This is a genomic window from Acidianus manzaensis, from assembly GCF_002116695.1.
Classification (GTDB): Archaea; Thermoproteota; Thermoprotei_A; order Sulfolobales; family Sulfolobaceae; genus Acidianus; species Acidianus manzaensis.
In genome coordinates this window covers 1,880,179-1,892,630 of the sequence record NZ_CP020477.1, presented here as the reverse complement: position 1 = coordinate 1,892,630, position 12,452 = coordinate 1,880,179, and the positions used below count along the sequence as shown (strand labels likewise).

Genomic DNA, 12,452 nt, shown 5'->3' with positions numbered 1-12,452 from the left:
AACAAAGTTAATCATATGATAAAAATAGATGTAGTTAAAATAGATATTCCAGAAGGTACAAACGTAATAGTAGGTCATTCTCATTTTATTAAAACTGTAGAAGATTTGTACGAAACTTTAGCTTCTTCATCCCCAACAATAAAATTCGGCTTTGCTTTTTCAGAAGCAAGCGGGAAGAGATTAATAAGATATGATGGTAATGATCAAGAATTAATAAATTTAGCAATAGAGAATTTAAAGAAAATCTCTGCTGGACATACGTTTATAGTATATATAAAAAACGCATATCCCATAAATGTTTTAAATAGAATAAAAAATGTAGAAGAAGTTGTTGGAATATATGCTGCTACAGCAAATCCATTACAGATTTTAGTGGCTGAAACTGATCAAGGTAGAGGAGTCATAGGTGTAGTAGACGGATTTACGCCTTTAGGAGTTGAGACAGAATCTGACATAAAAGAAAGGAAGGACATCCTCAGGAAGTTCGGATATAAGAGATAACGCTTGATTAAGTAATTTGTCAGAAATCTCTTTTTGTCCTTTCAAATATTTTATCATAGAAGCACAGATAAGAATAAGTGCTTGCAAATACTTCCTTTCCATTTCGTTATTATTTATCTTCCATTTTTCTTCTAAGACTTCATGCGCTTCCCAAAACCTACAATCGGAAAACAATGAAGCAAAATTTCCCTTTATTTCTGAAGTATTAACAATCTCTAATGGCTTACCTAATTTTTTTATTACCTTTTCTGGATCATCTTGGATATCTATCTCTGTAAATTTACATTTTCTGATATCTACAATTTTTATATTATCAAGGATACTTGTGTCAACATTAGGAGGATAAATAAGTAAATATCTCATAACTTTTATTTCCAAAATCTAATACTTTAAACATATGAGTAAAGAAGCAGTACTTTATAGAATATCAGAAAATAGAGTCCAGTGCCTAGCATGCGCTAGAAGATGTTTAATTGGAGAAGGCCAAATAGGATTTTGTGGAGTAAGATCAGTACATAATGGCAAATTATATCTTGACGTATATGGAAAAATAGCTGCAGCACATATTGATCCCATAGAGAAAAAACCATTAGTTCATTTCTATCCTGGATCTAAAGTTTTCTCGTTTTCTACTTTTGGATGTAATTGGATGTGCATGTATTGCCAAAACTATGATATAAGCCAAAGAAGGAAGAACGAAGGATATGAAATTTCACCAGAAGATATAGTTGAAATGGCAAGAGGATATGACGTAGACGGAATTACATATACTTATAATGAGCCTGCTATATTTGCTGAATTTGCTCATGATACTGGTGTTATCGCTAGGAAATATGGACTTTTTAACACAATGGTGAGTAATGGCTACTGGACTGAAGAACTAGTTGAATATTCTAAAGACTTTTTAGATGCTGTAACTATTGACTTTAAAGGAAATGGAGAAGCTAAATTTATGAAAAGATATACTGGAGCATCAGGACCAGAACCAATTATAGACACTATACGAGAACTTAATAAAAATGGAGTTCATGTAGAAATTACCGATTTGATAATCCCTCAAATTGGAGATAATTTAGAAGCTGCAAAGAGTTTACTAAGTAAATTGTATGACGAGTTAGGACCAGATGTTCCTATTCATTTTCTAAGATTTCATCCTGACTATAAATTAGACTATATTCCTAATACTCCTGTTGAAACTTTAGAGAAGCATTATAGATTAGCTAAAGAGATAGGATTTAGATTCGCGTATATAGGTAATGTTCCAGGTCATCCTTATGAAAGTACTTATTGTCCTAACTGTGGTAATTTGGTAATAGGCAGGTATGGTTTTAGAATAACAGATTGGAATCTAACTGAAGATATGAGATGTAAATATTGTGGATATAAATTACCTATATTAGGAAAACTATCTAAAAAAGCCTTTGATGATAGATTTGAGCCAGTATTCATATAAAAATCAATATTCCATTTATTTTGTATATAATGGAAAAACCCTTTATACTCCTTTGAAATTTGGTTTTCTTTTTTCTAAGAAAGCTGATACTCCTTCTTTTTGATCTTGAGTTGAAAATGCTACTCCCCAGCCTAAGCTTTCCATATTTAGTCCATCTAATATAGGTGAATCATTTCCATATAGTATTACAGACTTTAATATAGCTAGAGAAATTGGAGATTTTTCGAGTAATTTATTTGCAAACTTTAGAGTCTCTTCTTCTAAGTTTGACAATGGTACAACTTTATTTACTAATCCTATTCTTTCAGCTTCTTTACTGCTTATTCTATCTCCTGTCATCATCATTTCCATTGCTTTGGCTTTTCCTATTAATCTTACTAACCTTTGTGTTCCTCCAAAACCTGGGTATATTCCAAGATTTATTTCAGGTAATCCTAATTGTGCTTCTTCAGCAGATATTCTAAAATCACAAGCTAGTGCTAATTCTAGTCCTCCACCTAATGCATATCCATTAATCATTGCAATAGTAGGTTTCATTAGGCTTTCAATGTAATCCATTACTTTTCTTCCTTTTCTGGCAAAGTTTATTGCTGAAATGGAGTTTAATTCCTTAAATTGTGATATGTCTGCTCCTGCTGAGAAAGCTTTTCCATTTCCTGTGAATATTACCAGATTAACTTCGTTATCTACTTCAAATTGTTTTATAGCCTCCTCTATTTCAGTTAACATTGCTAAGCTTAGTGCGTTTAATTTATCTGGTCTGTTTAATATTATCCATCCAATTTTATTTTCTTTTTTAACAGAAATGTTTTCCATGGTTATCTCTTTAAATAGATATATAAAAATAATACTTTAATTTTTGTTTTGCATAGATATGAGTATGAAACTTAATAAGAAATTATTATCATATACAATATTTTCTATAATACCAATAGCAGGAGGAATAGCAGATAGTGCTATAGTTACAAGAGCTACAAAAGATTTCTTTGATTCATTACCATATTTATTAATCTCGACACCAGTCTTTATAGCGTCTTCTGCCATATCCATCTTTCTTTATTTTAGGAATTTTCTTTTCATGTATGTTACAGTAGTTTACTCTTTACTTATTCCGTTTGCAACATCTTTCTTAATCTCAAAGAAATATGAAAATTATACAGTAGAGATTAATGACCATTATGAATTAAGCCCAGAAGATCATTACATTGAAGTTACTTTAAACATACCAGCCTCTTACACATCTAGTTCGTTACTTGATGAAGATCAAGTTATAGATCCTAATTTATTATTTAAGAAGCTATTTAGCAGAGCTTTAAAGACTAAATTGAGAAGATCTCCATACTATGCTAAACTTCGTTTTATTGAGTTAGACAAATGCTCAAACCTAAGGGTTTCTGTATCACAAGATAAAATGATTTTAAAAAAGAAATGTGGTGACGTTATAATTGAAATAATAATAAACAACAATAAGAATACAAAGTTAGCTAATTCGACAACTTAAACTATTTTTATTATTATTAATGCTATTAGTAGTATAGCTAAATATGGAGCAGATATTTTAAATGATCTCCACGCTTCTTCTCCAGTAGGATTTTTAAGCAATTTAAAGGAGAACAATAGTAAAATTGCAGAAAATATACTAGCAATGACTAGATAAATCATTCCTACGTAAAGATATAATATAAGCGCAAATGGTATCATTAATATATTTGATATAGCAATATATTTTGCAGCAGATTTCTCTGGTAATAATACTGGTAACATAGGTATTCCTGCCTTACTATAATCTTCCTTAAATTTTAACGCTAAAGACCAGAAATGACCTGGCGTCCACATGAATATTAATAAGCCTAAAAGAAGTGATGCTAGAGTAAAATTATTTGTCATAGCTGCATAACCAGCCCATGCTGCTGCACTACCAGCAAATCCACCTATTACTATATTTAAAGGTGATCTGGGTTTTAACCAAATAGTATATACAAAAATATAAATTAAACCTCCTAAAAGAATAAATAAAGCAGTAAGGGGATTTGCTATTAAACCTATCAAGCTACCAATACCTAATAAGGTACTTCCTACTATTATTGCTTCTTTCTTACTTACATATCCCATAACTGTAGGTCTTTTTGAAGTCCTTTTCATTACCTTATCTCTATCAATTTCTACCCCTTCGTTTACTATCATTGAACCTCCAGAAGCTAGAGTACCTCCTATAAGAACTGCTATTAAATTTATTAGAAGTATCTTGCCAGTTAAGAAGGCTCCAGCTAAAGCTGCTAAATCTAACAGCCATATAATTCTTGGTTTACTTAATTTAGCATAATAGATAAGTCTAATTCTAGGCGAAACTGCCATTCTTTATCAGACTTAAGTTTTTGATTTTATAAATAAAAATTTTAGTTTGAATGATATGTATTTAGTCTTTTTAAGAAAAATTATCACGTTCTAATTAAAAGTATTAGATCCGATAAAGCACCATATGCTGCATTAATTGGGCCTGCTCCAGGGCCTATTATGGTTGTATTTTGTATATCGCTCTCAATTTCTAAGGCATTTAAAACGCCATTAACATTATAAAGTGGATCGTTTTTATCTATCTCCAAAGGCTTTACATAAGTTTCCTTTCCATCTGAGTAAGCTATTAATTTTATTTTAGTCCCTTTTTCTCTAGTTTTATTTATTAATTCATTATTTATATTTTTTATTCCTTCAAATTTTACATCGTGAATAGTTATATTTTTGCCAAAATATACGTTGGTTAATATACTTATTTTGCCTGCTGCATCAAAACCGTTTATGTCTAATTCTGGATCTCTTTCAGCGTAACCTTTATCTTGTGCTTCCTTTAATGCTGAGTTGTAGTCTAATCCTTCATACATCTTAGTAAGAATATAATTAGTTGTTCCATTTAGTATTCCTTTTATTCTAAAAACTCTTTGGCCAGGCATTACTTTATACAGATTTACAGAAGGTGTTCCGCTCATTACTGTACCTTGGAACAAGACTTTAGCGTTATGTTTTTCTGCTTCTTTCATTATTTCTGAATATTTCAAAGCGAGTGGTGCTTTATTTGTAGTAATAACATGAATGCCTTTATGAAGTGCGTTTAAGTATAAAGATAATGATGGTTCGCCATTATTATAATTTGCAGGTAGCATATCTACAATAACATCTGGTTGTACTTCGTCTATTGCTTGAAGCAAATCAATTTTCTTATCTACTTTAAAATTCTCATTATCACCTATCATTAATCCTTTAGAATTTACTATACCTATTATCTTTACATTTTGTAACTCTTTTGCTCTATCTTTTTCATTAACTAGTTTTCTAAATGCTTTTCCTACGTTTCCGAATCCTAACAGTAGTATTTTCAAGATATGATCACTTCATGTGTAATTCTTCCACCTAAATATTTTTGAATTAGACATGCTACACTTTTGGATGCTTCTAAAATTAGTGTTTCTGGAACTCCTTTTACTCCTGCAGATACTATTAGAATATCTTTTGTATTTTCTGTTACACTAGTTATTTTTGAATCTCTATGTGGATATATATGCATTACTTTTTCAGAATCAACCATTATCGGTATTCCTTTTTCTAGAATTTCTGGTTTATCTTTTCCTATTGGATAAAATTCTTCTCCTCCCCTACTTAAAATTATGGAAGGCTCTCCTTTTACTTTTGAAAGGTCGTAGATTCCAATTGGGACTAATGTGTTTGAGCTTACTACATTCCCTAGATCTACTATATCGTTTATCCTAGGTAACTTTCCAGTCCTAGTTATTCTTCTTCTTAAAGCTTCTCCTGCTGGCCTTATCTTTGTTGGATCTATTCCTATTTTCCAATAAAAATCCCTGTATGCTCTAACTATAGGATTGTTTTTTAATTCTTCTGATTCTTCGTTAGAATACAAGTCCTCTACTTTTTTTAATTCGTCTTCTGATTTTCCTTTTGAATTAGTTACACCTAAAACTTCAGTGTGAGATACGAATATTCCAAGATCTTTACACTTTTGACATATGCGTATATTCATTTTTCGTTTTCATTATATGTTAATAGTTTAACCTTTTTAACTCCTCTTATTTGAGATAATATTAAAGCTAAATCAATGAGTTCTTTCTTTTTTCCTTTTACTGCTATAGCTTCCATGCATTCTTTTTCATTTAAATGTATATGTAATGTTGAAATTATTGAAATTAATTTTTCATGCTGTACTTTTGTTATATCTCCAGTAGAATCTTCATTATAAATTATATTTATTATCCCTGTTACTTCTTTATCTTCAGATAAGTTCTCATCTAAAAAATTTCTTAATGCTATTTGAAAAATCTTAGATCTATCCATTACTGAAGATTTCTTCATGAATTTTTCGAGCTGTTCTAGTAAATCTCTAGGGATTGAAACGCTTATCTTTTCAGCACTCATGTTTAAAAATTATATTGAGGTTTTATATTAGTAATGCATGAACTATTGTTAAAAGCAGAAAAATTAGGATCAATGTTTGCAGATTTAAGATATTATGAAGTAAAAGAGATTTCTATTTCAGATACTGAGCAAGGAGTTTACATTTCAACTAATGGTAGTGATATAGGATATTCTTTAAGAGTACTTTATGACGGTAATTGGGGATACGTTAGTACTAGCAATTTAAATGATTCAGATGTCAAAAAAGCCGTAGATTCAGCCTATGGTAATGGAAAAGTAAACATAACTTACTTGCCATCTAAAAAAGATGAAGTAAAAATTAAACAGCAAAAAGAAGTTAACAAATCCATTGAGGAAATAGTTAAAGATTTGGATAGAATAAAAAACAGAATATTACAAAATACTTCAGTAAAATCTGTTAATGTCAGATATTTTTTGAGCAGTATTCATAAAGAATATTATAGTACTGAAGAAAGAGAGATCTTACAAGACTATATCATAAATGGAATAGCTATATCAGCAGTATCAAAAGAAGGAGATATCGTAGCTTCAGCTTATCACGGAGCGTCGACTTTCAAAGGTTATCCATTAGAAATTTTTGATGAAAATGAGATGATAGAAATTATTGAAAAAAGATTAAAAAATCAACTTAAAGGAAAAATACCCAAGGGAGGAGAATCAGAAGTAGTTTTAGCACCTGACGTGGTTGGTGTTTTTTCTCATGAAGCTGTAGGACATTTAGCTGAAGCAGATTTAGCAATAAATGGAATTTTAAATAGGTTAAGAGGAAAAAAGATAGCTCCTGACTTTGTAAGCATTTACGACTCACCATTTATCGATTATAATAGAGCTATAGGAGTAACTCCATACGATGATGAAGGAGTAGAAGGAAGAGATGTAAAAATTATAGACAAAGGAGCAGTTTCTGAATTTTTAGTTGATAGATATTATTCTACTTACCTTGGAGAAAAACCTACAGGGAATGCTAGGGCTGAAGATTTTAGAAGCCCAATTTTAGTAAGAATGAGAAACACATATATGCTGTCTGGAGATTATAATGTAGAAGAAATGATAAAAGAAGTAAAAGACGGTTATCTTCTTGTTTCTCCTTTAGGTGGGCAAACAAGCCCAGATGGAACTTTTCAATTTGGTATACAAGAAGGTTATATTATACATAATGGAGAAATAGGTGAACCATTAAGAAATGTTGGGATATCTGGATATACTATAGAAACGTTAAGTAAAATAGAAGCAGTATCTAAAGAATTTGATGTATGGCCAGGTTTTTGTGGTAAGGGAGGCCAATCTGTTCCAGTTGGGACAGGCGGTGCGTATATTAGAGTTAAAATGAAGGTGGGAGGAAATGTATAATATAATAGAGAAAGCAAAAGATCTAGGATATTCGGCAGAATTAATTTACATAAATAGAGAAGAATATTCAATAGAAGAAGGAGATCAAACATATTCTAGATATTTAAATGAAGAAGGATATGGCTTACGCGTATTTAAGGATGGTAAAGTAGGTTTCGCATATTCTACGAAGCTTAGTGATTCAATCTTAGAAAACGCAATAGAATCGTTAAAAGTTTCACAAAGTGATGACGCAAATAAAATACCTCCATACAATAAACCAAATTATATCAATTTGTATTATGATTTTGATTTAATAGAAGTAGCTAAAGAAAAAATAAAAGAATTAGAAGATATAAAAAAGGAGAAAATAAATGTAATAAATTTAAATTCCACAACATGGATTAGTAAAATTGGCATAATAAACACTGAAGGATTAGACGTGTATGAAAAAAGATCTGGTATAAGTGTTTCAGCATCAGGAAACTATAAAGAGGCAGGATATGTAGGTCCAGAAATTTACGAGTATATGAGTTTTAGAAATCCTAAAACAGATATTCAACAACTTAAAGAAAAATTAGTTGACAAAGTAATGATAACCAAAGAAAAAAACAAATTGGACTTTAAACCAAAATCTGTTATCTTAACTCCAAAGGCTACTTATAGCTTAATATTTCCGCTTTTGAGATATGCTATATCCACTGAAAATTATTATAGAGGAAGAACTCCATTTAAAGAAGGAGAAAGCATAAATGATAAGCTTAAGATTATAGATGATCCTACGATTAAGGAATCTATCTATAGTAGATCTTTTGACGCAGAAGGCCAACAGTCCAAGGTAAATACTATAATAGATGGGGAAATTAAGACATTTCTTAGTAATACTTATTGGGCTAATAAGACTAAAAGAGAAAATACTGCCTCGGCTTCAAGGAGCTATGCTACTACTCCAATAATATATCCAAGCAATATTTCTATATCATACAAAGAGGAATATGATAACCTAGATGACGAAAATAAAATATACATAGACGAGGTTCAAGGTGTTCATACTAGTAATTTCGATACTGGAGAATTTAGTGTAGTAGGTTCTTTTAGTTGGATTATTAAAGGAGGTAAAAAAATCTCTCTTAGAGAAATAGTTATTACATCTACATTAAAGGACTTATTAAAGAATATTGTGGCTTCAACTAAAAAGAGGGAAATACAAGGAAATATAATAACTGGTAATTTAGAAATATTAAATGTATCAATAGTTTAAAAAATTTTTAATAAGGATTTTCACAAAGTTTAAATATTGTTTATTAATAGTTTTCTTTATGAAAGTAATATTAGCATATGATGGTTCAGATTATTCTAAAAAGGCAGTGTTTTTTGCTTTAAGATTTCTAAAGAAAGAAGATGAAATTCACATAGTAACAGTTGTTAAAGAAGCTCCTAAAAGTCCAGAGCAAATTATAATTGAAAATGAAGAAAAAGCCAAAGAATTATTAAATAGCATAACTTCCGAAACAGCAGGATTTAATATAAAAACAAAAGTATTAGAAAGCAATGACGTAGCAGATGCTATAATAGATTATTGTAAACAAATTCAATGCGACCTAGCTATAACTGGTAGTAGAGGTTTGACAGGATTAAAAAAAGCTATAATGGGAAGTGTATCTTCAGCATTAGTTAATAAAGCAAATTTTCCAGTTCTAGTAGTAAAATAATTAAGTAATAGCTTTTTCCCTTTTATTCTTTAATTTTTGTAAGTATTCGTCAATAGTAACTATTTCGTTATTCTCGTCAACTACTAAACTACCAGGCTTTCCTTTTCTTCCTTTAAGAAAATACCATACTACTGATAGTACTGCAATTACTGCAATTAAAGAAGTAGTAAACATGTCTGGAACTGCTAATGATTCAATAACTCCCCATAGGTTTATCCCTGTAGCTACTAATGGAATTATTACTTCTAAAACTCTGAGTTGACCTATTCTATAATAGAGGAATGGAACTCCAGCTCCATCAATTATTCTTCCAGATAACCATACAATTCCACTTATTAAGCTAATATCCGCGAATGCTGTAGTAATTCCAACAGATAGTATAGCAGCTATAGTAACTATAGCAGTTATAGATCCAATCATTAACGTAGCTATTATAGGTTCATTTGATTTATTTACTTTGGAAAATATTGAAGGAGCTGATTTTTCTCTAGCCAAGTTAAATAGAATTCTTGCAGAACCTAATGTTGTTCCTATATTAGAAGATAATAAACTATTAACTGATAAAATTAAAGCAATTATTAATGGAATAAATCCAAAATTGTACATTTCTGTAATCAAAGGTTGAGGTGAATTAGATAATGAATTAAGCGAGCCACTCCATAATGCTACTAAAGCATAAGTACCTAATGTCATTGCTAATCCTCCTATTAAAAGAGCTAGCCACATGCCTTTACTGATATTCTCAAATGGCTTCTTAGTCTCTTCTCCTAAATATGTAGAAGCTCCTGCTCCAGAAATACTTACCATTGATAATACAAAAGCTGCAGCTAAATCAGTCATTGGAATATTTGATGAAGGCATAACGTAATTTGCATGAAATCCTCTAGTCAATGAAATTCCAAAAAGAGCTATAAGTAGGATAGCTTCTGCTGTTGCACTTATACTTACTATTTTTCCTAAAACAAATTTAATATGAGTTAAAGAAATTAGGGAAGGATATAATATTCCAAATGCTATTATAATTCCTTCATAAATTGGGGATAAAGATATTCCATACATACTTAACGCGACACTTAACAAAAGGTATATTGCGATTGCGTTTACAGCGTTAAGAAAAGAATAAGCTAAGGCTTCAAGTACTGCCTCATAAAAAGATACAGTTCTATTTTTCCATGCACTATATCCAAAAGTATAATATCCTCCGGCTGATGCAACTTTAGAAGTATACCTTGTTAGAGTATATATCCATAATGCACTACCAAGTAAAGCCAAAATTGTAGTGAAAACTACAGAATATCCTACAAAAGCTATTGCTGCTGTAGTAGTAGAGACTACACTACCTAATGGTGCTGTAACAGCCATTGCTTGGCCATAAGTTTCTTTTAATGAAATGGAAGATTTACTGAGTTTCATACTCCCTTTAAGCTTTTCGGTCATAAGCTATTATAAAGTTTCCCTTACTTTTTTACATAAGTTTCAGCAAAACTTAAAGGGAAGAATATATAAAAAATATTAACTTGGCTTATAGGGAGATAAAAAAGTTACTTAAGGTTAACAAAAGATTTTTGATATATTGTTATTTCTGAACTGCAGATTGAGAAACATTTTCAGATAGTATATCTTTAAGTGAAGCCTTTAATTCTTCAAATCTAATTCTCATTTCTGGCGGAAATGGTTTTTTAGGTTTTATATTATCTAAAATTTGTAAAGCGTCTTTAATAAGATCTTTAGCTTTGCTTTCATTACTATCAGATATTTGATAAGCCTGCCTTATGATTTTTTCAGCATTATTAAAATTATTTAGGTCGTCTTGAGTTATCTCTCCATCTTGTAGTAAAAATGTATTCATATCACTCTTAACTAGCGGTAGCTGTAAATCTATTACCATCCATAATTTGTTTATTATGCTCATCAAGTTTAAAGAGAAGCTAAAGAAAATAAGCTATTATTACATAAAGTGTGAGCTTGGCTAAGATAAATGACTCTAATCTTTTTAAACAGCAAAGATGGAGTAGGTCTAGATCCTAAGATGGAATGTAAACCTAAAATAAGGAGAATCAGTACTGGGAGAAGTCAGCTTATATAGATAAGTTATTCTTTTTATTAGTTTTATAGAAATATTCTTAGTTTATAGAAATGATTATATCAAAAAATAACTATTTATTTGAAATTTAACCGAAAGTCCATATGATAAGAAACTATTAACAAATTTTTTATTATACATTATGATAATGAATAGCATATGTTATTAAGTCAAATTAGTTTAATCGGAGCAATTTTTGCAGGTATAACAATAGTGTTAGGTGGAATAGTAGAGGGATACGGCTATGGTTTATCCCTAGGTACTAATTGGCCTTATACCAGAGATATATTACAAACAGCAGCTAAAAAAGATCCAGAAGCTATACATAGAATTAGCGCTACTATAGTAGGATTAATATCATTAGCTTTCTTAATTTTAAGATTCTCTATAATTACATTAGCAGGATTCCTGGGAGTTGTAGCTACTGCATTATTAGGGATGGCCACTTTATACGTATTAGCTGGCAAACTACCATCATATTTTCAAGGATTGCATGATATTGCTGCATATAGTGTATTCGCAGTTTACTTAGTAATATTTTTAAAAGGATTTAACTTTAATATTATAAGCTTCTTCCTTTATGCAGTTTTACCACCTCATTTCCTATATTTTGTTATATTTATGGGTGGGGTAGTAACTGGACTTCGAAAAATGAAATTCCAAATAGGAAATGTAACTAGACCTAAAAATAAAATACAATACGCTTGGCTTATTCATGGAGCTTTAGCAGCTATATTTATTATTGCATTAGCTATAGAAAGGCTTTATTTAGCTTTAGGTTTAACCATAATTGAAGCAATAGTAGGTTTATGGGTTTATGATTCATCTAATAGAAATGCCAGCAAACCAGGCATATCTGTAGGTTTACATCAATTGTTTTCTCTTCTGGTAGTAACTGCACTAATAATTGCATCTGTCTAATCAGTCG

At 30.4% G+C, this 12,452-nt stretch carries 15 protein-coding genes; 7 read left to right on the top strand and 8 right to left on the bottom strand.

Annotated features, from left to right (window positions below; all coding sequences use genetic code 11):
• The first annotated feature begins 15 nt into the window (after window positions 1-15).
• Window positions 16-501 (top strand): adenosine-specific kinase, encoded by a 486-nt coding sequence (locus tag B6F84_RS09580; protein WP_148692030.1) that lies wholly within the window; start codon window positions 16-18, stop codon window positions 499-501.
• Here the strand turns inward: B6F84_RS09580 and B6F84_RS09575 are convergent.
• Window positions 430-879, bottom strand: a complete 450-nt coding sequence (locus tag B6F84_RS09575) for a DUF309 domain-containing protein (RefSeq protein ID WP_236748940.1) — start codon at window positions 877-879, stop codon at window positions 430-432. The two genes, B6F84_RS09580 and B6F84_RS09575, sit on opposite strands and share 72 nt — an antisense overlap.
• 19 nt (window positions 880-898) lie before the next feature.
• On the opposite strand from B6F84_RS09575, the gene amrS reads away from it, so the two are divergent.
• Window positions 899-1,954: an AmmeMemoRadiSam system radical SAM enzyme gene (amrS, locus tag B6F84_RS09570; RefSeq protein ID WP_148692029.1), complete on the top strand. Its 1,056-nt coding sequence runs from the start codon at window positions 899-901 to the stop codon at window positions 1,952-1,954.
• A 42-nt stretch (window positions 1,955-1,996) separates the two neighbouring features.
• Here amrS and B6F84_RS09565 read toward each other — a convergent pair whose 3' ends face one another.
• A complete protein-coding gene (locus B6F84_RS09565) occupies window positions 1,997-2,770 on the bottom strand; it encodes an enoyl-CoA hydratase/isomerase family protein (RefSeq protein WP_148692028.1) in 774 nt (257 codons plus the stop codon).
• 64 nt (window positions 2,771-2,834) lie between these two features.
• Between B6F84_RS09565 and B6F84_RS09560 the strand changes: the two genes are divergently transcribed.
• Window positions 2,835-3,455, top strand: coding sequence for a hypothetical protein (locus tag B6F84_RS09560; protein WP_148692027.1), 621 nt, complete (start codon window positions 2,835-2,837; stop codon window positions 3,453-3,455).
• On the opposite strand, the gene cyoE is transcribed toward B6F84_RS09560, so the two are convergent.
• From cyoE to B6F84_RS09540, 4 genes are all read right to left on the bottom strand, one after another.
• Window positions 3,452-4,309 carry a heme o synthase gene (gene cyoE / locus B6F84_RS09555; protein WP_148692026.1) on the bottom strand — a complete coding sequence of 286 codons (858 nt, stop codon included), beginning with the start codon at window positions 4,307-4,309 and terminating at the stop codon, window positions 3,452-3,454. The two genes, B6F84_RS09560 and cyoE, sit on opposite strands and share 4 nt — an antisense overlap.
• Window positions 4,310-4,392: 83 nt before the next feature.
• Entirely contained in the window at window positions 4,393-5,328 is a 936-nt protein-coding gene (locus B6F84_RS09550; RefSeq protein ID WP_148692025.1) for a homoserine dehydrogenase, read from the bottom strand.
• Window positions 5,325-5,987, bottom strand: coding sequence for a B3/B4 domain-containing protein (locus B6F84_RS09545; RefSeq protein ID WP_148692024.1), 663 nt, complete (start codon window positions 5,985-5,987; stop codon window positions 5,325-5,327). Before B6F84_RS09545 ends, B6F84_RS09550 begins: the two co-directional genes overlap by 4 nt.
• The gene (locus B6F84_RS09540) at window positions 5,984-6,379 is read right to left on the bottom strand and encodes a CopG family ribbon-helix-helix protein (RefSeq protein ID WP_148692023.1); all 396 of its coding nucleotides are present in this window, start codon (window positions 6,377-6,379) and stop codon (window positions 5,984-5,986) included. Before B6F84_RS09540 ends, B6F84_RS09545 begins: the two co-directional genes overlap by 4 nt.
• A gap of 33 nt (window positions 6,380-6,412) precedes the next feature.
• Here B6F84_RS09540 and tldD point away from each other — a divergent pair, with 33 nt between their 5' ends.
• The 3 genes from tldD to B6F84_RS09525 are packed head-to-tail and all read left to right on the top strand — an operon-like array spanning window position 6,413 to window position 9,441.
• Window positions 6,413-7,750, top strand: coding sequence for a zinc metalloprotease TldD (tldD, locus tag B6F84_RS09535; RefSeq protein WP_148692022.1), 1,338 nt, complete (start codon window positions 6,413-6,415; stop codon window positions 7,748-7,750).
• The gene (locus B6F84_RS09530) at window positions 7,743-8,990 is read left to right on the top strand and encodes a TldD/PmbA family protein (RefSeq protein ID WP_148692021.1); all 1,248 of its coding nucleotides are present in this window, start codon (window positions 7,743-7,745) and stop codon (window positions 8,988-8,990) included. The genes tldD and B6F84_RS09530 overlap by 8 nt, the downstream gene beginning before the upstream one ends.
• A gap of 58 nt (window positions 8,991-9,048) precedes the next feature.
• Window positions 9,049-9,441: a universal stress protein gene (locus B6F84_RS09525; RefSeq protein WP_148692020.1), complete on the top strand. Its 393-nt coding sequence runs from the start codon at window positions 9,049-9,051 to the stop codon at window positions 9,439-9,441.
• Here B6F84_RS09525 and B6F84_RS09520 read toward each other — a convergent pair whose 3' ends face one another.
• Together B6F84_RS09520 and B6F84_RS09515 are read right to left on the bottom strand one after the other, a co-directional pair.
• On the bottom strand, window positions 9,442-10,854 hold the full coding sequence (locus B6F84_RS09520; protein WP_148692888.1) for an APC family permease: 1,413 nt from the start codon (window positions 10,852-10,854) through the stop codon (window positions 9,442-9,444).
• 163 nt (window positions 10,855-11,017) lie between these two features.
• On the bottom strand, window positions 11,018-11,353 hold the full coding sequence (locus tag B6F84_RS09515; RefSeq protein ID WP_236748939.1) for a hypothetical protein: 336 nt from the start codon (window positions 11,351-11,353) through the stop codon (window positions 11,018-11,020).
• 330 nt (window positions 11,354-11,683) lie between these two features.
• Here B6F84_RS09515 and B6F84_RS09510 point away from each other — a divergent pair, with 330 nt between their 5' ends.
• Entirely contained in the window at window positions 11,684-12,445 is a 762-nt protein-coding gene (locus tag B6F84_RS09510; RefSeq protein WP_148692019.1) for a cytochrome C oxidase assembly protein, read from the top strand.
• Window positions 12,446-12,452: the final 7 nt, after the last annotated feature.

Bases quoted from the DNA above. Each gene is read 5' to 3' on its own strand.
- B6F84_RS09580 (WP_148692030.1), top strand. From the start codon at position 16: ATGATAAAAATAGATGTAGTTAAAATAGATATTCCAGAAGGTACAAAC.
- tldD (WP_148692022.1), top strand. From the start codon at position 6,413: ATGCATGAACTATTGTTAAAAGCAGAAAAATTAGGATCAATGTTTGCA.
- B6F84_RS09560 (WP_148692027.1), top strand. From the start codon at position 2,835: ATGAAACTTAATAAGAAATTATTATCATATACAATATTTTCTATAATA.
- amrS (WP_148692029.1), top strand. From the start codon at position 899: ATGAGTAAAGAAGCAGTACTTTATAGAATATCAGAAAATAGAGTCCAG.
- B6F84_RS09565 (WP_148692028.1), bottom strand. From the start codon at position 2,770: ATGGAAAACATTTCTGTTAAAAAAGAAAATAAAATTGGATGGATAATA.
- B6F84_RS09530 (WP_148692021.1), top strand. From the start codon at position 7,743: ATGTATAATATAATAGAGAAAGCAAAAGATCTAGGATATTCGGCAGAA.
- B6F84_RS09545 (WP_148692024.1), bottom strand. From the start codon at position 5,987: ATGAATATACGCATATGTCAAAAGTGTAAAGATCTTGGAATATTCGTA.
- B6F84_RS09520 (WP_148692888.1), bottom strand. From the start codon at position 10,854: ATGAAACTCAGTAAATCTTCCATTTCATTAAAAGAAACTTATGGCCAA.
- B6F84_RS09510 (WP_148692019.1), top strand. From the start codon at position 11,684: ATGTTATTAAGTCAAATTAGTTTAATCGGAGCAATTTTTGCAGGTATA.
- B6F84_RS09515 (WP_236748939.1), bottom strand. From the start codon at position 11,353: ATGAGCATAATAAACAAATTATGGATGGTAATAGATTTACAGCTACCG.
- cyoE (WP_148692026.1), bottom strand. From the start codon at position 4,309: ATGGCAGTTTCGCCTAGAATTAGACTTATCTATTATGCTAAATTAAGT.
- B6F84_RS09540 (WP_148692023.1), bottom strand. From the start codon at position 6,379: ATGAGTGCTGAAAAGATAAGCGTTTCAATCCCTAGAGATTTACTAGAA.
- B6F84_RS09525 (WP_148692020.1), top strand. From the start codon at position 9,049: ATGAAAGTAATATTAGCATATGATGGTTCAGATTATTCTAAAAAGGCA.